Below are 19,558 nucleotides of genomic sequence, written 5' to 3' on the forward strand. Positions count from 1 at the left end.
AAAAATGTCTGGTTTTGTATTTAAACAATTTAAAGTTGAACACGACCACTGTGCAATGAAAGTTTCTACCGATGGCATTTTGCTTGGCGCATGGGCTAATTTAAGCGGTGCAAAGTCGTTACTTGATATAGGCACCGGCACCGGCTTACTAGCACTAATGTGTAAGCAGCGCAGTAATGAGCTTGATATAACTGCGGTAGAAATTGACGAAAGCGCCTATACCCAAGCATTACAAAATGTAGCTAATAGCCCGTGGCCAACTATAAGTATTACGCACCAAACTATTCAACGCTTTAGTAGTGAAGTTAAATTTGACGTGGTTATCTCTAATCCACCGTATTTTAATCACAGTTTAAAAGGCGATAATGTTGCGCGTAATACCGCACGCCATACCGACGGCCTAAGTTTTGAAGAGTTAATTAATGCGTTTAAACATTTAAGCCATAGTGGTTCCCGCTTTAGCTTAATACTCCCAAGCGTTGAAGGCGCATTATTTATTGAGCTTGCTACTCAAAATGGGCTTTATTTAAATGCTCATTGCCAAGTAAAAGCCACGCCCAATAAAGATATTAGCCGCAGTTTAATGACATTTAGCTACGTAAAAAGCGATATAGAATCATCAATCCTGTGTATTAGAAACTTAGATAATACCTACACTGCTGATTATATAGCCCTATGCAAAGCATTTTATTTGAAAATGTAAACTGCCTAGTTATGTAGGTTATCTAGTAATAAAGGATAATTTACCTATTATGCATACGTATTCAGTTTTTATTTAATCAATTACCAATCTAGTGTTAACCACTTGTAAATAACATCGAGTAGTTGTTTTGCTCGCTCAACAATTGGATCACACACTATGAAACTCAATAAAATAATCACCACCGCAGGTTTAAGCCTAGGGTTGCTCTTACCTAGTATTGCGACTGCTACGCCCACCACATTTGTACATTTGTTTGAATGGAATTGGCAAGATGTAGCGCAAGAATGTGAGCAATACCTAGGACCAAAAGGCTACGCTGCAGTACAGGTCTCGCCACCTAATGAGCACATTACAGGAAGCCAATGGTGGACACGTTATCAGCCAGTAAGTTATGAACTGCAAAGTCGTGGCGGAAACCGTGCACAGTTTATCGATATGGTAAATCGCTGTAGTGCAGCTGGGGTTGATATTTACGTTGATACGCTTATTAACCATATGGCAGCAGGAAGTGGCACAGGCACAGCCGGAAATAGCTTTGGTAATAAAAGCTTTCCTATTTATAGCCCACAAGATTTTCATGAAAGTTGTACCATTAATAACTCTGATTATGGCAACGATCGCTACCGAGTACAAAACTGTGAACTAGTTGGACTTGCCGATTTAGATACCGCTTCAAACTATGTGCAAAATACCATTGCAGCATATATTAACGACTTACAAGCTATTGGCGTAAAAGGCTTTCGGTTTGATGCTTCTAAACATGTTGCAGCAAGCGATATCCAAAGTTTAATGGCCAAAGTAAATGGCTCGCCAGTGGTTTTTCAAGAAGTGATCGATCAAGGTGGGGAGGCTGTTGGTGCCTCTGAATATTTAAGCACAGGTTTAGTTACTGAATTTAAATATAGCACTGAGCTTGGTAACACTTTTAGAAACGGCTCGCTTGCATGGCTGAGTAATTTTGGCGAAGGGTGGGGCTTTATGCCAAGCTCTTCTGCGGTGGTTTTTGTAGACAATCACGACAATCAGCGCGGGCACGGCGGCGCTGGCAATGTTATTACCTTTGAAGATGGCCGCTTATATGACTTAGCCAATGTATTTATGTTGGCTTATCCGTACGGTTATCCAAAAGTAATGTCGAGTTATGATTTTCATGGTGATACAGATGCTGGTGGGCCAAATGTACCGGTACATAATAATGGTAACTTAGAGTGTTTTGCTAGTAATTGGAAGTGTGAGCATCGTTGGTCATATATTGCAGGCGGGGTCGATTTTAGAAATAACACCGCCGACAATTGGGCAGTAACAAACTGGTGGGATAACACGAATAATCAAATATCATTTGGCCGAGGTAGCTCGGGTCATATGGCTATTAACAAAGAAGACTCAATGCTTACTGCAACTGTGCAAACCGATATGGCGCCAGGGCAATACTGTAATGTGTTAAAAGGCGAACTGTCAGCTGATGCTAAAAGCTGTAGTGGTGAGGTTATAACGGTTAATTCCGACGGTACTATTAATCTTAATATTGGCGCTTGGGATGCGATGGCAATTCATAAAAATGCCAAGTTAAATACCAGTTCTGCCTCAAGCACTGAAAGTGACTGGCAGCGAACGGTTATTTTTATTAATGCACAAACACAAAGCGGACAAGATATGTTTATCCGTGGTGGAATTGACCACGCTTATGCAAATGCAAACCTTGGTCGAAATTGCCAAACAAGTAATTTTGAGTGTGCAATGCCTATTCGTCATAACAATTTAAAAAATGTCACAACAAGCCCTTGGAAAGCAAATGATAACTACCTTGATTGGTATGGTATAGAAAATGGGCAAAGTAGCGAAGCAGAAGGTTCTGCTACCGACTGGACAACGAACGTTTGGCCAGCAGGTTGGGGCGCTGAAAAAACGGTAAACACAGATGGTTTTGGTGTGACACCTTTAAATATATGGGGCGAACACTATTGGATGCTTGATGTAGATATGGATTGCAGTAAAGCGGTTAATGGATGGTTTGAACTAAAAGCATTCATTAAAAATGGCCAAGGATGGGAGACTGCCATTGCACAAGACAATCCACTTTATACAAGTACTAATCATATGGCGCAATGCGGAAAAATTAATAAATTTGAGTTTAATAATTCAGGTGTAGTAATTCGTAGTTTTTAAAAGTAAGCAAAAAAGCTCATATGACAACCTAAACTAATGATTATTAGTTTAGGTTTTTTATTTTATGTACAGCGCTTTAATAGTGTGTTTATAAATCACCTGATATGATTTAGCCATTAGCCCCTTAATTTAAAGGCAGCACAATGAAAAAATTAAATAAAATAGCATTACTTAGCACGTTAGCAGCCACCATTTTTGCAAGCCAAGGTGTGTTTGCTGCTATTACGCCTATAGGGCTTTGGAAAACGATTGACGAGGATACAAACCAAGCTAAGTCGTATGTACGTATTACCCAAACCAGCGGTGTATTGACCGGCAAAGTTGAAACCATTCTTAACCCTGCAAAACAAAATGATATATGCAGTAAGTGCGATGATGAGTTAAAAGATCAGCCTATTTTAGGAATGACTATAATCACGGGTGTAAAAGCACAAGATGATGGTGTTTGGGGAGACGGTGAAATACTCGACCCAACAAATGGTAAAACCTACACTTTACAACTAACCCCGCAAGATGAAGGTAAAAAACTCGAGGTACGCGGCTACATTGGCTTTTTTTACCGAAACCAATATTGGCTAAAAGTAGAGTAAGTTTTACTACTTATTTAATCACTGGGCGTTAAATAATTAAGTATTAACTGAAATCATTTTTGCGCTTTGCCTTTCTTACTCACTAAGCCAGCTATATTTAATTGGCATTCAATTTTGAGTAATAATAAAGGAAAAAAGATGATTAAGTACATAGTTGCTTTAATAATGCTTAGCGCACTGTTAATAAGCGGTGGGGCAAATGCAAAGGATGATGCTGTAAATACGGGTTGGTTTAATAACACGGCTGTTAAAGGGTACGACAGCGTTGCTTATTTTACGCAAAATAAAGCCGTTAAAGGCAGCGACAAATACACGTTTAGTTATTTAGGTGCCAACTGGCACTTTTCGAGTGAAGAAAACAAAACGACATTTGCAGAAAACCCAAAACGTTATGCACCGCAATACGGTGGTTGGTGTGCTTATGCAATGGCTGATGAAGGTAACGCTGTAGGTATAGACCCAGAAGCATTTTATATTCACGAAGGTAAGCTTTACTTAAACTATAGCGAAAGCGTGCAGCAAAAATGGTTAAGTAATTTACTACCGTACATTGTTATGGCTGATGGATATTACCCACAAACGACCAATGTGATGACGTTTCAATAAATTACTCATATTACTAATCAAAAGCCCGCAACTAAACTAGTTGCGGGCTTTTTGCTTTTTATTTATTAGCTTATTAATTAAAGCGTTTCGCCGTATTCAGTCATTACCTGTTCAACCCATGTTGCAATGCGGTCGTCGCTTAGCTCGTATTGACTGTCTTCGTCGAGCGCGAGTCCTACAAACTGTTTACCATCAGGCGTTAATGCTTTTGAAGCTTCAAACTCGTAACTACTGTCGTTTGGCCAAAAACCAAGTTGAGTAAATGTTTGCGTATTTATTTCGTCGTGTAGCATGCCTAGCGCATCTTGAAACCACTGCCCGTAACCTTGTTGATCGCCCATGCCAAATAAAGTAATGGTTTTACCATTTAGGTTTACGTCGGCTATGTCGTCCCACTTTGACTCCCAGTCTTCTTGTATTTCACCAAAATCCCATGTTGAAATACCAAAGATGATAAAGTCATACTGCTCTGCATTTTTTAGTGGCTCGTCTTTAATATTGTGCAGGGTAACTATATCGGCACCAATAATGTCGCGAATCTTTTCTGCTGCCATTTCGGTGTAGCACGTAGTAGAACCAAAAAATAAACCAATTTGCATCGTATTTATCACTGTGTAATTGCCTGATATGATAGGCTCAAGTTTACCGTAAGGTATTTTTAATTGATACCTTAGCAAAGCATGAGAGCATAATGTGACAACGCTATCTGACGATTCTTTTGAAAATAACAGCAGTATGAGCAGTAATAGCGACTACCTAGAAACCTTTTTAGATAGCCTGTACTTAGAACAAGGCGTAAGCGAAAACACATTAAGTGCTTATCGCAGTGATTTAGATAAGTTTTGCCTATTTTTAAAGGGCGAAAATTTAATGACGGTAACAGGGCTTGATGTTGAAAGTTACTTAGCGCACCGAGTCGATTTAGGCTTAAAACCACGCAGTACGGCACGCAGTATTAGTGCGCTAAAGCGTTTTTATCAGTACTTTGTGCGCGAAAAACTAATTAGCGACACCCCCATGCTAAATATTTCTCAGCCAAAAGCAGGGCAGTCGTTACCTAAAACACTCTCAGAGGCCGAAGTTGAGGCATTATTAAATGCGCCTAATACCGAAGAAGCGATGGGACTGCGCGATAAAGCCATGCTAGAGCTACTTTATGCAACGGGTTTGCGTGTAAGTGAGCTTGTTGGACTGCGCATGGAGCAAATTAATTTGCGCCAAGCAGTGGTGTTTGTAAAAGGTAAAGGTAATAAAGAGCGCTTAGTTCCACTGGGTGAAGAAGCCATGTATTGGCTTGAGCAATTTTTAAAGGGTGGGCGTGCGCAAATGATAAAACATGCCACCGATTTTGTGTTCCCATCTAAACGCGGAGTAGGCATGACGCGACAAACCTTTTGGCATAGAATTAAACACTATGCTATTTTGGCAGCAGTTGAGTCTCCATTATCGCCCCATACTATGCGCCATGCTTTTGCTACGCACTTATTAAATCATGGGGCAGATTTACGTGTGGTACAAATGATGTTGGGCCATAGCGATTTATCAACGACGCAAATTTATACCCATGTTGCCAATGAACGGTTAAAGTCGGTACATGCAGAGCATCATCCGCGTGCGTAAGTTTGAAAGTAAATATCATTAAGCCGGTCAATATATTAAGTATTTTTAGGATAGAGAGAAGTTATGAAAAAATTAATGTTAGCAGGTGCCATGTTGTGCACAAGTATTAGTGCATTTGCAAATGGCGTTGCTGTAACACCAGATGCTAATGATCCTATTATTACTAAATTTGCCGAGCTTGGTGTAACTGTAAAGCAAATTAACCCAAGTCCAGTAACGGGTTTAAAAGAATTGATTACTAACAAGGGCGTGCTTTACGCAAGTCCAGACGGTCAATATTTAATGCAAGGTACGTTAATTGATTTAAATAATCGTAATAACCTAACAGAGCAAGCATTAAATGGCGTGCGTGTTGAAGGTCTTAAAGAATACGAAGAATCGATGATTGTGTACAAAGCGCCAAACGAAAAACACAGCATTACTGTATTTACCGACATTAGCTGTGGTTACTGTCGTAAATTACACCGCGAGTTAGACGATTTACTTGATGCGGGTATTACCGTTAAGTACTTAGCGTTTCCACGTGGTGGCTTACAAGGTTCAGGTTACGCAGATTTAATGAACGTATGGTGTGCACGCGATCAGCAAGAAGCACTAACAGAAGCTAAATCGGGCACAAGCACTAAAGTAGTTGCAGGCTGTAGCGCACCGGTTGCAGAGCATTACCAATTAGGTCAAAGCTTTGGTATTAGCGGCACACCCGCTATTATTTTAGAAGATGGTACGATGATCCCTGGTTACCAGCCAGCAGCAGCACTAAAAGCAGCATTAGAAGCTAACAAAGCGTCGTAATTAAACGCTTAGTTATTATTAAAAAGGCCTTAATGGCCTTTTTTTGTCTTTTTAATACGACTCAATAAGTTAAAACCCTGCATGAAAAAACTAATCATTGCGCGTGAAAACGTTGACGACTCGCATCTGCCGAGTAATTTACACCCTGTAATTAAACAAATTTATGCTAACCGCAATGTATTCAATGCCGAAGAGCTAAATAACAGCGTAGCTACGCTTCACGACTTCAAATTGTTTAAAGACATCGACAAAGCCAGCGACTTATTAATTGAAGCATTAAAAGCGCAAAGCCAAATATTAATAGTTGGCGACTTTGATGCCGATGGCGCAACAAGCACTGCAACATTAATGCAAGGCCTTGAGATGTTTGGCTTTAAGCATTTAGATTACTTAATTCCTGACAGGTTTAGCTTAGGATATGGCTTAAGCCCCGCGCTTGCTGAGCAAATAGTACAAATAAAACCTGATTTAGTGATCACCGTAGATAACGGCATATCGTGTATTGCCGGTATTGATATTTTAAAAGCGGTTGGCATAAAAGTGCTGGTAACAGATCACCACTTACAAGGTGAGCAGCTGCCAAATGCAGATGCAATCGTAAATCCAAATAGACATGAATGTGATTTTCCGTCTAAATCTATTGCAGGCGTTGGCGTTGCTTTTTACTTATTAATAGCGCTGAGAAGCGTAATGCGAGATTTAGGTTATTTTGAGCAGCAACCGCCGCCTAATTTAGCTAACTTGCTCGACATTGTAGCGCTTGGCACGGTTGCCGATGTAGTGGCACTTGATGCAAATAACCGTACCTTAGTACACCAAGGTTTAGCACGTATTCGCAGTGGTAAAACACGCCCTGGTATTACCGCGCTTATTGAAGTGGCTAACCGCAATGCTGCGCGCTTAAGCGCAAGCGACTTTGGCTTTTCACTTGCGCCGCGTTTAAATGCAGCAGGGCGATTAGACGACATGAGTTTGGGTATAGCGTGCTTGCTTAGCACCGATATAAACCAAGCGCGTAGTATAGCGGGCGAGCTCGATAGCTTAAACTTTGCAAGGCGCGAAATAGAACAAGGCATGCAAGCCGAAGCGCAAGCCGTGCTTGATAGACTCGCATTTAGCGACGATAACATCCCTGATGCTATTTGTTTGTTTCAAGACGATTGGCATCAAGGTGTTATTGGGATTTTGGCTGGTCGCTTAAAAGAAAAATACCACCGCCCAACAGTTATATTTGCTGGTGGCGAAAACGGTGAAATTAAAGGCTCGTGCCGCTCTATTGAAGGGCTACACATGCGCGATTTACTCGAAGGGCTTAATACAGCCGACCCACACTTGATTAATAAATTTGGTGGCCATGCCATGGCAGCCGGCTTAAGTATTAACGAGCAACACTTTAACGACTTTAAAAAAGCGTTTGATGCCGCAGTTAGCGCGCAACTGAGTGAAGAAAGTAAACGCTGTATTGTATTTACCGACGGTGAGCTGCCAAACGACTGCTTTACGATGGAATTTGCCCAGCTATTAAAGCAATCGGGCCCGTGGGGTCAGCAATTTCCTGAGCCGGTGTTTGAGCATACCTTTGAAGTAATACAGCAGCGCATAGTAGGCGAAAAGCATTTAAAGCTCGTGTTAAAGCACCAATCTGGTCGTTTAGTTGATGCCATTGCTTTTGGTATTGATGTAAAAGAATGGCCAGATACTGAGGCGAAGTTTGTAAAAGTAGCGTACCAGCTCGATATAAATGAGTTTAGAGGTAAATTTACGCTGCAATTAATAGTTAGAGAGCTTGAAAAAGTACACTAAAAAATATGTAATATCATGCATAAAATGCTAATAAAGCGCGCGGTTTTTTGTTAAAATCGGGCGTTTTTATCATTTGACGATAATTTATTGCGAAAATCCCATTTAAAGGGGCGCAATTACCTAGCCATTTTGGAGTGATGTACATGTTTGAAGTGAATCCTGTGATTAATCAAATCAAGGAAATTCGCGAACGTACTGAATTGCTTCGGGGGTACCTTTGACTACGCTCTTAAACAAGAACGCTTAGAAGAAGTTAACGCCGAGCTTGAAGATTCAGCCGTGTGGAATGAGCCTGAACGCGCACAAGCGCTTGGCCGTGAAAAATCAGCATTAGAAGCTGTTGTTGAAACAATCGACAACCTTGTAGCCGGTACTGATGACGTTGAAGGCTTACTTGAGCTTGCTGTAGAAGCTGAAGATCAAGATACCTTTGACGAAGCGCAAAGCGAGCTTGCTGATCTAAACGAGCAGTTAGAAGGTTTAGAGTTTCGTCGTATGTTTTCAGGTCCTCATGACTCAAACGATGCGTACCTTGATTTACAATCAGGTTCTGGCGGTACTGAAGCACAAGACTGGTGTAATATTCTACTTCGTATGTATTTACGTTGGGGCGAGGCTAAAGGTTTTAAAGTTGAGCTAGTTGAAGCGACCGACGGTGATGTTGCTGGTATTAAAGGCGCAACTGTCCGCTTTGTTGGCGAATACGCTTACGGTTGGTTACGCACAGAAACTGGTGTGCATCGCTTAGTACGTAAAAGCCCATTTGACTCAAGTGGTCGTCGTCATACTTCATTTGCTTCTGCGTTTGTATACCCAGAAGTTGACGATAATATTGAAATTGATATGAATCCGTCAGACCTGCGTATAGACGTTTACCGTGCATCGGGCGCGGGTGGTCAGCACGTTAACACCACCGAATCGGCGGTTCGTATCACTCACGTACCAACAAATACCGTAGTGCAGTGTCAAAACGAGCGTTCGCAGCATAAAAATAAAGCCCAGGCGATGAAGCAGTTAAAAGCTAAATTATTTGAGCTTGAACTACAACAGCAAAATGCTGAAAAACAAACGCAAGAAGATGCTAAATCTGATATTGGTTGGGGTAGTCAAATTCGTTCATACGTACTTGATGACGCACGCATTAAAGATTTACGTACAGGCGTTGAAAACCGCAATACCCAATCGGTACTTGACGGTAACTTAGATAAATTTATTGAAGCCAGCCTTAAATCTGGCCTATAACCACCAAGCTAATAAAGAGCTAAAAAATGACTGATAAAATCCAAGACGAAAACAAGTTAATCGCTGAGCGTCGCGGCAAGTTAGACGCTATACGCGAAAATTGCCCAGCCAACGGTCATCCAAACCAATTCCGTCGTGAGCATTACACGGCTGATTTGCAAGCCCAGTTTGGTGATAAGAGCAAAGAAGAATTAGTAGAGATGCAAGAAGTTGTGTCTATCGCTGGCCGTATTTTAGCAAAGCGTGGACCGTTTTTTGTAATTCAAGACATGAAAGGTCGCGTACAAGCGTATGCATCTAAAGATGTTCAAAAAGATCTTAAAGAAAAATATGGTCAACTAGACACTGGCGATATTATTGGTGTTAAAGGCGCATTAAATAAATCAGGTAAAGGCGATTTATACGTAGAAATGACTGAGTACCAACTATTAACTAAGTCACTTCGTCCGTTACCAGAAAAATTCCATGGCTTATCAGATCAAGAAACAAAGTACCGCCAACGTTACGTTGACTTAATTACTAACGAAGCAACGCGCGAAACATTCCGTATTCGTTCACAAGTAGTTGAAGGCATTCGTCGCTTTTTAGCAGACCGTGACTTTATGGAAGTAGAAACACCAATGCTACAGGTTATACCTGGCGGTGCATCTGCGCGTCCGTTTGTAACTCACCATAATGCACTTGATATCGACATGTACTTACGTATAGCGCCTGAGCTTTACTTAAAGCGCTTAGTGGTAGGTGGTTTTGACCGTGTATTCGAAATTAACCGTAACTTCCGTAACGAAGGGTTATCTACGCGTCACAATCCAGAATTCACAATGATTGAATTTTACCAAGCATACGCTGATTACATCGACCTGATGAACATCACCGAAGACATGCTTCGTACGGTTGCAGAAAACGTACTAGGTAGTGCAGTTGTAGTTAATACAACTAAAGACGAAAACGGCGAAGTAATTGACTCAGTTGAGTACGACTTTGGGCAACCGTTTACACGTTTAAGCATGAGCGATGCAATATTAAAATATAACCCTGAGTTTGATGCTGCGGTATTTAATGACCCAGAAAACCACTTTGACGAATTAAAAGCGTACGCTAAACAAGTGCACGTTAAAATTCCTGAAAATTGTGTTTGGGGCCCAGGTAAGTTCTTGTGTGAAATATTTGAAGAAACAGCAGAGCACATGCTTATTCAACCTACGTTTATTACTGGCTACCCGTGGGAAGTTTCTCCACTTGCACGCCGTAACGACGAAAATGCATTTGTTACAGACCGTTTTGAATTTTTTGTTGGCGGTCGTGAACTTGCAAATGGCTTCTCTGAGCTTAACGATGCACAAGACCAAGCTGAGCGCTTTACTCGCCAAGTTGAAGAGAAAGACGCAGGCGATGATGAAGCAATGCATTACGATGAAGACTACATACGCGCACTTGAGTACGGCTTACCGCCAACTGCAGGTGAAGGTATTGGTATTGACCGTTTAGTAATGTTGTTTACTGACTCACCTACAATTAAAGACGTTATTTTGTTCCCGCATATGCGTCCACAAGCTGACTAAGCTTTGGGTAGAACAAAGTAAGTTAATAAACGCCGCTTAATAGCGGCGTTTTTTGTTTGAAATTCATGTTTTAGTCAAAAATTACTACATCAAAAATTAAATCTAGTTATTGGTTCTGATTAATATTTAATTCAGCTTCACTGGCTTATTGTTATTGGCAGTTTTTAGTATTAGAACTAACAGTGCTATAACTTTTCAGTATGATTGTTTTTTAAACATAATGTTGTATTTATGTAAATTTTTTATGTATAATACGCACGAAATTTACACTGCTTAGTATTAGTAGTCGAATATAGATTCTTAAAGGACTTAGGATAATAGTATGAAAGACGAACGTGTAGAATATTTATCAGAGAAATGCACTACAGAGGAAGAGCGGGATGCTTATTACCGTGTTTGTATCGCTGAGTTTCAACAATTAGGTTATCAAGAGCAATACTTAGCTCAATTGACTGATGAGTTAGTTCCGATGCTAGGTGTTAAATCAGTCGGTAAAAGTACATAACCTGCTCGAAATTCAACCTAATCACACTTTAAAACCAAGCATATGTGTAATCTATAACCATATAGTCGTTTTTGGTAGAAAAGTGTTTGACATATTTTCTGAAATCTTTATTATACGCCCCACAAGACGGAGAGGTGTCCGAGTGGCCGAAGGAGCTCCCCTGCTAAGGGAGTATAGAGTTTGTAGCTCTATCGAGGGTTCGAATCCCTCCCTCTCCACCATTTCTTTTAATGGCGTGTTTTGTAAAGTTTTAAAGTATGGGTGCATAGCTCAGCTGGATAGAGTACTCGGCTACGAACCGAGCGGTCGGAGGTTCGAATCCTCCTGCGCCCACCATACTTTAATAACTCTGCTTAGAGTCTAAATAAGCAATTAAAGTGTTTGGCTTTATAACCAAGCGGTCGGAGGTTCATTCTTACAAGATACGTCCTGCGCTCACAATACTTTAATAACTCTGCTTAGAGTCTAAATAAGCAAAAGCTCTACTTAGAGTTAAAATAAGTAAACTATAAAGTGGGTGCATAGCTCAGCTGGATAGAGTACTCGGCTACGAACCGAGCGGTCGGAGGTTCGAATCCTCCTGCGCCCACCACTTTATAGACTCATACTTAGAGTATAAAAAAGTAAAGTGTTGGCTAAAGCCAAACGGTCGGAGGTTCATTCTTACAAGATACGTCCTGCGCCCACCACTTTATAGACTCTCACTTAGAGTAAAAACAAGTAACAGTAAAAATGAAAGTGGGTGCATAGCTCAGCTGGATAGAGTACTCGGCTACGAACCGAGCGGTCGGAGGTTCGAATCCTCCTGCGCCCACCACTTTCATGTTTTCATACACTTTTAAGTGTAAGAAAAATAAACCGATGGAAATCGGTTTTTTTATGTCTGAATTTATACGCTCTGCTTAGAGTTTAAATAAGCAATCTATGAAAGTGGGTGCATAGCTCAGCTGGATAGAGTACTCGGCTACGAACCGAGCGGTCGGAGGTTCGAATCCTCCTGCGCCCACCACTTTCATAAACAAGCCGACATTAAGTCGGTTTTTTTGTGCCTAAAATAAAGTGAAGTGTAGATTGATAACCTGTAGCCGCTGAGCTTGCTCGCGTGAGAAGCGCCGCTTCTAATCAGTTACCGTCGATATAACTGATACTTTATTTACGAGCTACGCTCGTCGCGTTAGCAAGCTGCACGCCTACAAGTAAAACCAGCCCTAATCTTTAAATCCAAACCCTGAGTTTATTTATCCGTTGTAGACGCTGAGCTTGCTCGCGTGAGAAGCACAGCTTCTAATCACTTACCACCGATATAACTGATACTTTATTTACGAGCTTCGCTCGTCGCGTCAGCAAGCTGCACGCCTACAAGTAAAACCAGCTCTAATCTTTAAATCCACACCCTGAGTTTATTCATCCGTTGTAGACGCTGAGCTTGCTCGCGTGAGAAGCGCTAGCTTCTAATTACTTACGACCGATATAACTGATACTTTATTTACGAGCTTTGCTCGTCGCGTTAGCAAGCTGTACGCCTACAAGTAAAACCAGCCCTAATCCTTAAATCCATACCCTGAGTTTATTCATCCGTTGTAGATACCATCTCTCATTTTAAGCTTCAAGGTCGTATTTAACTTTCTTGGAGCTTAAACGCTTCTTGGTTTTTTATTACACCAAAACATATATGAATGAGCTTTCGCATATTTGCACACACAGCTTGCATCGGTGTTTTACCATTGTTTATTAACGTTAACTTGTGTCTCTTTATTGTTTTATTCCATTGCCCTGCAACAATGGCTGCCATATAAAGTTTACATCGAATTCTGGCTGGCCCGAGTTTACTGATTGATGTTCGCCCTTTTAATTTACCCGATTCATTATGCCGTGGAATTAATCCACAATAAGCCGCCGCTTCTTTGGCTTTATTAAATCTTTTAGCCGCAAATAAATACGTCAGCTCTCTCGATAATACGGGCCCAATGCCAGGGATAGACTCAAGTAGCTTTCTGTTTCTTTTTAAATCAGGTTCATTATCTATGTGGTTATCAATGTCAGATTTAAGCTGTTTAATTTCATCGTCTAAAAACGCGATAGTCACTTTTATCGATTGGCAAACACGCGCAGAAACGTTGCTGAATTCACTTGCTTCTAATCGGTTCGCTTCTCGTTGACGATTACTCTCAAGCGCATCTAAACGACGGATAAGGGCTTTAAGCTCTCTAACTTCTAATGCATCAGGTTGCCAATAATTAACGGCTGCGTGCTTAGCACAGCCGTAATGGGCAAGCATCGTTGCGTCAGACTTGTCTGTTTTATGAATTATGTTTAAAGCGTCTGCATACTTTTTAGCTTTACCTGGATTCGCTAAAATAATATTAAAGCCTTGCTCGTGTAAAAAATACATCAGTGCTTCATGATAAACACCCGTTGGTTCGAGGGTGGTAACGAGCTCACTAGCAGCGCTTTTAGTTGTATTTAAAAGCCACTTTTCTATTGTTACAAAGTCTTGGCGCTTGTTTTTAAAGACTTTTGTTTTAATTTTATTTGTAAGTTGGTCTCTCAACCACGATAAATCAATTTTCTCTTTACTAATATCAATGCCGATAAACATCATCTCTACTTACTCCCCTTGTACATACAGCATCTACTTAAATAAAAGTGTGCTTGGATACCATTCAGTTTGTGAGAATAGAAAGTCAGGGCTTTATCTACGGAGCAGTATTAAATACTAGACGCACAGGCAAGCTCACTGACTTCGATGTGATAAATGATAGCTAATCATTTATCAACGAGAGATACAAGACGCAGAGCTTGCTCGCGTGGGAAGCGACAGCTTCTATTCCCCCTCAAAATATAATTTATAAGATTTTATTTGTTGGCAACGCCAGAAATAAGTAATTTATTCACAAAGAGGTTAAGAGGCGCTGCGCTTTTAGAGGTAGTAATAAAGCTAAGCTAAACTAATAAACCCGGGCTTATGTCTTCTCATTTACTTCTCTTTCGCTTCTCTTTGTGTAATAGAGCTTTAAGTGGTTCATTGACCAAGAAATTAAATAACTAGAAGCGTTTAGCTCTAAGAAGATTAAATACGGTCTTTAAGCTTAAAATGAGAGGTGGTATTTTCAAGTAAAACTAGCTCTAATATTTAAATCTAAACTCCGAGTTTATTTATCCGTTGTAGACGCTGAGCTTGCTCGCGTGAGAAGCGTCAGCTTCTAATCACTGTATCTGCTCAAGCCCACTTAACCCCTTTCTAAAGCTGCTCTTTATTATTACCTATGTTATTTTAAACACCTTGTTTAAAAGGATATTGCAGTATGTTTAAAACCGCATTTATTACTCTATTTTTATTTCTTGGTGCTATTTTTATTTCGAGTGCACAAGCCGACGAAGCTAATAACTCACTTGTTGTAGGTGCGCAGCAATATGCTAAATATTTACCAGAGTTAAAAAATAAACGTGTAGGGCTGGTAGTTAATCAAACATCAATGGTAGGGCAAACTCACTTAGTAGATGCTCTGCTGACTAAAAGCATAAACATAACTAAAATTTTTGCACCTGAGCATGGCTTTCGCGGCGATCACGATGCTGGCGCACATGTAAAAAATGCCGTTGATAGCAAAACCGGTATTCCGCTTATTTCTATTTACGGTAAAAATAAAAAACCTAGCCAAGCTGCTTTAGCCGATGTTGATGTCATTATTTTTGATATTCAAGATGTAGGCGTACGTTTTTATACCTACATAAGCTCTATGCACTACATGATGGAAGCCGCTGCAGAGCAGGGGATCGAATTTTTAGTACTCGACAAACCCAATCCAAATATTGCCTACGTTGATGGACCAATATTAGAGCCAGAATTTAAATCGTTTGTAGGCATGCACCCCATTCCTGTATTGCATGGTATGACCGTTGGCGAGCTTGCTAAAATGATCAAAGGTGAGGGCTGGATCAATAAAGCGGTCGATTTAAAATTAACTGTGATCCCTGTTGATCATTACACTCGCAAAAGTACGTATAGCTTACCTGTAAAACCCAGCCCTAATTTACCTAACGATCAGGCCATTGCGCTTTACCCATCACTTTGTTTTTTTGAGGCAACGCCTATCAGTATTGGTAGAGGCACCGACTTTGCGTTTCAAGTAATAGGTTACTCGCCAATTGCATTAGGTGATTTTAATTTTACGCCGCGCGCAATTAAAGGCGCTGCTTTAAATCCTAAATTTAAAAACCAAACCGTACAAGGGCTCGATTTAAGACAAGCAAATATTACAGGTTTAAATTTAACTTACTTAATAAATGCGTACACGGAGCTTAGTAAAAATAACATCTCGTTTTTTGAACGCGCTGACTTTATGGATAAACTAGCGGGTACTAATAAACTACGTTTAGCTATTGAAGCAGGGCAATCAGAGGCGCAAATAAAGCAAAGTTGGCAGGCGGGGCTTGTGCAATTTAAAGCGCAAAGATCGCCTTACTTGCTATATAAATAAGGGCTGCCCATGTTTAATGCTTTAAAAAATCAAAAGTGTAGTTATATAAAAACAGCATTTATAGTGGCGTTAAGCTTTCTTATTGTAGGTTGCACTACACCACTTGAACCAATTAGCTCGCTGCCAACACTTACAAAGAGCCAACTTGTAGAGCTGCCTAACGCACAAGTGGTTGTTACGTTTCCTGAGGTAAATCCAAGTAGCCGGTTTTATGTAAATAACCGAGGAACGTTTAAAGCTTACAAAGGGCGCGGGCAGTTATTAATACAAAACCATAACGCACAAAGCGCCGATATTTACATTAATAATCAAAAGCTCGACGTTAACCAACTAAGCACTAACACCTTATATAATTACAGCTTGGCAAAAAATACTCACAACGGCGTTAATACTTTTAAAGTTGAAAATATTCTCCCTGTTGGCGCAAGTTTAACGCTGCGTTTTGCATTTCCTACTTTAAGCGACGACCCAATAAAAAGCGTAGATTTTAGCGAAGTGGATGCGTTAATAAATCGCGATGTAAAAGCGGGTTTTCCTGGGGCTGTGTTGGCTGTTGTTAAAAATGGCGAGCTAATAAAGTTAACTGCTTATGGCGATGCAAAGCAATATCAGCAAAGTGACTTAATGCTGTTACGCCCGGAGCCAATGCAAACTAATACCTTGTTTGATTTAGCCTCAAACACCAAAATATTTGCCACCAACTTTGCCCTTATGAAATTAGTAAGCGAAGGGCTATTAAATATTAATAAACCCGTACAAAGCTACCTAAGCGAATATAAAGGCGAAGGGCGCTCACAACGCACAGTAAAAGATTTACTTACACACAGCGCCGGATACCCGCCAGTATTTGACTTTCATCGTAAAGATGGCAGCAATGGCGACGCGTTTTATTCGCAAAACAGTAAAACCACCAAACAGCTATTACTTACCAGCGTGCCTTTTAGCAGTAAATCATCTGCTCAGCCTATTTACTCAGATATTGATTACATGATTTTAGGCGTACTAATTGAGCGTATCACTGGGCAGCCCCTTGACCAATACCTAGAGCAGCACGTGTATGCGCCACTAAAATTAACTAACACGTTATTTAATCCACTTAAAAAAGGCTTTAAGCCGCAGCAATTTGCAGCCACCGAGCTTAGCGGCAACACACGAGACGGGCGTATTAAGTTTGATAATATTCGCACCACTGTTTTACAAGGCCAAGTGCATGACGAGCGCGCTTACTACTCGCTTGATGGCGTAGCAGGGCATGCGGGGCTATTTAGTAACGCTCATGACTTAGCCGTGCTTTGCCAGCTATTATTAAATAATGGTGGCTACGGCGACCAACAATTATTTAGTGCAAGCGCCTTAGCGCAATTTTTAACGCCGCAATCAAGCGACGAAACCTACGGGCTTGGCTTTAGGCTTGCTGGTAACAACCAAGCAAGGCGCTGGCATTTTGGCCCTTATGCAAGCGCGCAGGCTTATGGACACACAGGTTGGACGGGGACAGTGACCGTAATTGACCCCGCTTACGACTTAGCTATTGTTTTACTTACCAATGCTCGCCATAGTGCAATTAAAGGCTCGCTAAAGCGTTACGAATTTACAGGCAAACAATTTGAAACCGCACAGTACGGATCGGTAGTGTCGCTTATTTATGAAGCACTACTAAATCAATAAGCTATCGTATAGGTTAAAACGTACTAACTGTGCCACCTTAAGTGATTTATTTACAGGTGACTTGAGTAAGCCAATCCATTAAGCTAAGCGGTCTATAAAACTAAGCCGGTTTATGTTGTTAGGCTTAACAAATAAGCGTTAAAACGCGTACAAAGCGAGGCTACTCGCTAATAATTAAGGTTAACTTTTTATGCATTGGTATTCTATTTTACCGCCGCTAATTGCGATTGCTATCGTGTTTTGGCGAAAAGAAGTGATTATGGCGCTACTTGTTGCCGTTGCTTCTTCTGAGTTTTTACTCGCCTTGCAGGGCGAAGGTAATAGCTTGTTTGATACTTTTTTAAATACCATTGAACGTATTATTTCGGTTGCCAGCTCGCCAGGTAATACACGCATATTAATATTTAGTATTTTAATTGGTGCACTGCTTGCCTACATTCGCGAATCTGGCGGCGTTGCAGCAACTGTTAATATGCTAATGAACAAAGGCATTGCAAAAAGTAAGCGCCAAGTGGGCTTTTTAACCATGTTTACCGGTATAGCGGTATTTATAGAATCTAACCTGAGCGTACTTACCTCGGGTATTTTATCGCGTGGCTTATTCGACAAATTTAAAATGAGCCGAGCGCGTTTAGCGTATATTATTGATAGCACCAGTGCGCCAGTGTGTATTTTAATACTGCTTAACGGCTGGGGCGCATTTGTACTTGGTTTGTTAGGTAACTACGAGCTAGGTGAATCGGCTGTATCGGTATTGTGGGGCAGCGTTGGGTATAACTTTTACGCCATAATTACCCTTGTCATTGTTTTTTACACCATCGCGTTTGATAAAGTGCACGGCCCAATGAAAGAAGCCGAAGAAAAACTAGAGCTTCAAACAACCGACTTAAAAGACGAAATAAAAGCCTCTAAAGCGCGTTACATGTTAATTCCGCTTATTACGCTCATTACCAGCATGGTTGGCTTTATGTATTACACTGGTAATGGTGTATTAGCAGAAGGCAGCGGTTCTAAATCAGTATTATACGCAACGGTTTTAGCCATTGTTGTCGCTTACTTTTTAATGATTGGCTCACGTAAATTTACGCACCATCAATTAGTTGATACCGGCTTTAAAGGCATGGGCGAATTAATGCCATTGGTCGCCATTGTACTGCTTTCGCTTACACTTGGCGCAAGCCTTAAAGAGCTAGGTACTGGCGTATTTGTAGCATCACTTGTTGGCGACTACTTACCTATTTACTTAATAGTACCTGTGCTGTTTTTAACCGGCGCGGTAATGTCGTTTACTACGGGCACATCGTGGGGCACGTTTGCTATATTAATCCCAATTGGTGTGCCACTTATTCAAGCGCTAGGTTTACCGCCATCGCTTGTTGTTGGTGCTATTTTGGGTGGTGGTATATTTGGCGATCATTGCTCGCCTATATCCGACACCAGCGCTGTATCGGCTATTGCATCGGGGTGTGACTTACTCACCCACGTTAAAACGCAGCTACCGTATGCCTTATTTGGTGGTGGCCTTACGTTTTTAGCGTACTTAGTAACAAGCATTATTGTTTTATAAAATACGATAGTTTAAATAGTTAAAAGCCTGCTTAATTGCAGGCTTTTTTGTTTTCAAAATAAATAAAGCTAATTAATATAGAGCCAAGCAATACCAAACTAAAAGGCTCTATAGTTATTAGAAAAACTATTTAATTATAGACTTAAGTACCCGTATTTATATTTTTTAGGTTATTGTATAGCATGAGCTTTAAGCTTTTTGTTAGCTATAAATTCTTACTTTTTAATACCAATTCGCTTAATTAAGTAATCTA

At 40.7% G+C, this 19,558-nt stretch carries 15 protein-coding genes and 5 tRNA genes; 18 read left to right on the forward strand and 2 right to left on the reverse strand.

Annotation, left to right across the window (positions count from 1 at the left end):
* Positions 1-4: 4 nt before the first annotated feature.
* From GQR54_RS02995 to GQR54_RS03010, 4 genes are all read left to right on the forward strand, one after another.
* The gene (locus tag GQR54_RS02995; RefSeq protein WP_166376492.1) at positions 5-703 is read left to right on the forward strand and encodes a methyltransferase; all 699 of its coding nucleotides are present in this window, start codon (positions 5-7) and stop codon (positions 701-703) included.
* 156 nt (positions 704-859) lie between these two features.
* Positions 860-2,869, forward strand: a complete 2,010-nt coding sequence (locus tag GQR54_RS03000) for an alpha-amylase family protein (protein ID WP_166376493.1) — start codon at positions 860-862, stop codon at positions 2,867-2,869.
* Positions 2,870-3,012: 143 nt separating this feature from the next.
* On the forward strand, positions 3,013-3,459 hold the full coding sequence (locus GQR54_RS03005; RefSeq protein WP_166376494.1) for a DUF2147 domain-containing protein: 447 nt from the start codon (positions 3,013-3,015) through the stop codon (positions 3,457-3,459).
* A gap of 138 nt (positions 3,460-3,597) precedes the next feature.
* Positions 3,598-4,065 (forward strand): YHS domain-containing (seleno)protein, encoded by a 468-nt coding sequence (locus tag GQR54_RS03010; RefSeq protein WP_166376495.1) that lies wholly within the window; start codon positions 3,598-3,600, stop codon positions 4,063-4,065.
* A gap of 77 nt (positions 4,066-4,142) precedes the next feature.
* On the opposite strand, the gene fldB is transcribed toward GQR54_RS03010, so the two are convergent.
* Positions 4,143-4,664: a flavodoxin FldB gene (fldB, locus tag GQR54_RS03015; RefSeq protein WP_166376529.1), complete on the reverse strand. Its 522-nt coding sequence runs from the start codon at positions 4,662-4,664 to the stop codon at positions 4,143-4,145.
* Between the two features lie 94 nt (positions 4,665-4,758).
* Between fldB and xerD the strand changes: the two genes are divergently transcribed.
* The 11 genes from xerD to GQR54_RS03070 all read left to right on the forward strand — a co-directional run bounded on the left by xerD (position 4,759) and on the right by GQR54_RS03070 (position 12,598).
* On the forward strand, positions 4,759-5,685 hold the full coding sequence (gene xerD, locus GQR54_RS03020; RefSeq protein ID WP_024590718.1) for a site-specific tyrosine recombinase XerD: 927 nt from the start codon (positions 4,759-4,761) through the stop codon (positions 5,683-5,685).
* Between the two features lie 63 nt (positions 5,686-5,748).
* Positions 5,749-6,477 carry a bifunctional protein-disulfide isomerase/oxidoreductase DsbC gene (gene dsbC / locus GQR54_RS03025; protein ID WP_007583768.1) on the forward strand — a complete coding sequence of 243 codons (729 nt, stop codon included), beginning with the start codon at positions 5,749-5,751 and terminating at the stop codon, positions 6,475-6,477.
* Between the two features lie 81 nt (positions 6,478-6,558).
* Complete coding sequence (recJ, locus tag GQR54_RS03030) at positions 6,559-8,280, forward strand: single-stranded-DNA-specific exonuclease RecJ (RefSeq protein ID WP_007583770.1); 1,722 nt, start codon at positions 6,559-6,561, stop codon at positions 8,278-8,280.
* A 143-nt stretch (positions 8,281-8,423) separates the two neighbouring features.
* Positions 8,424-9,522, forward strand: a protein-coding gene (gene prfB / locus GQR54_RS03035) for a peptide chain release factor 2 (RefSeq protein ID WP_138950671.1) whose coding sequence is annotated in 2 segments (ribosomal slippage) — positions 8,424-8,498 and positions 8,500-9,522 — 1,098 coding nt in all. Because the reading frame shifts where the segments join, the coding sequence is not laid out codon by codon here.
* Positions 9,523-9,548: 26 nt separating this feature from the next.
* Positions 9,549-11,084 (forward strand): lysine--tRNA ligase, encoded by a 1,536-nt coding sequence (lysS, locus tag GQR54_RS03040; RefSeq protein WP_166376496.1) that lies wholly within the window; start codon positions 9,549-9,551, stop codon positions 11,082-11,084.
* A 322-nt stretch (positions 11,085-11,406) separates the two neighbouring features.
* Positions 11,407-11,589 (forward strand): hypothetical protein, encoded by a 183-nt coding sequence (locus GQR54_RS03045; protein ID WP_166376497.1) that lies wholly within the window; start codon positions 11,407-11,409, stop codon positions 11,587-11,589.
* Between the two features lie 128 nt (positions 11,590-11,717).
* Positions 11,718-11,810 (forward strand) — tRNA-Ser (locus GQR54_RS03050).
* Positions 11,811-11,848: 38 nt separating this feature from the next.
* Positions 11,849-11,925: transfer RNA gene (locus GQR54_RS03055), tRNA-Arg, on the forward strand.
* Between the two features lie 179 nt (positions 11,926-12,104).
* Positions 12,105-12,181 (forward strand) — tRNA-Arg (locus tag GQR54_RS03060).
* Positions 12,182-12,329: 148 nt separating this feature from the next.
* A tRNA-Arg gene (locus GQR54_RS03065) sits at positions 12,330-12,406 on the forward strand.
* A gap of 115 nt (positions 12,407-12,521) precedes the next feature.
* A tRNA-Arg gene (locus GQR54_RS03070) sits at positions 12,522-12,598 on the forward strand.
* A gap of 609 nt (positions 12,599-13,207) precedes the next feature.
* On the opposite strand, the gene GQR54_RS03075 is transcribed toward GQR54_RS03070, so the two are convergent.
* The gene (locus GQR54_RS03075) at positions 13,208-14,191 is read right to left on the reverse strand and encodes an IS110 family transposase (RefSeq protein ID WP_166376498.1); all 984 of its coding nucleotides are present in this window, start codon (positions 14,189-14,191) and stop codon (positions 13,208-13,210) included.
* A 703-nt stretch (positions 14,192-14,894) separates the two neighbouring features.
* Here GQR54_RS03075 and GQR54_RS03080 point away from each other — a divergent pair.
* From GQR54_RS03080 to GQR54_RS03090, 3 genes are all read left to right on the forward strand, one after another.
* On the forward strand, positions 14,895-16,070 hold the full coding sequence (locus tag GQR54_RS03080) for a DUF1343 domain-containing protein (RefSeq protein WP_166376499.1): 1,176 nt from the start codon (positions 14,895-14,897) through the stop codon (positions 16,068-16,070).
* A 9-nt stretch (positions 16,071-16,079) separates the two neighbouring features.
* The gene (gene pbp4b / locus GQR54_RS03085) at positions 16,080-17,738 is read left to right on the forward strand and encodes a penicillin binding protein PBP4B (protein ID WP_166376500.1); all 1,659 of its coding nucleotides are present in this window, start codon (positions 16,080-16,082) and stop codon (positions 17,736-17,738) included.
* 190 nt (positions 17,739-17,928) lie between these two features.
* Complete coding sequence (locus GQR54_RS03090) at positions 17,929-19,305, forward strand: Na+/H+ antiporter NhaC family protein (protein ID WP_166376501.1); 1,377 nt, start codon at positions 17,929-17,931, stop codon at positions 19,303-19,305.
* The last annotated feature ends 253 nt before the right edge of the window (positions 19,306-19,558 follow it).

The sequence above is a fragment of the Pseudoalteromonas sp. Z9A4 genome, assembly GCF_011378845.1.
Classification (GTDB): domain Bacteria; phylum Pseudomonadota; class Gammaproteobacteria; order Enterobacterales; family Alteromonadaceae; genus Pseudoalteromonas; species Pseudoalteromonas arctica.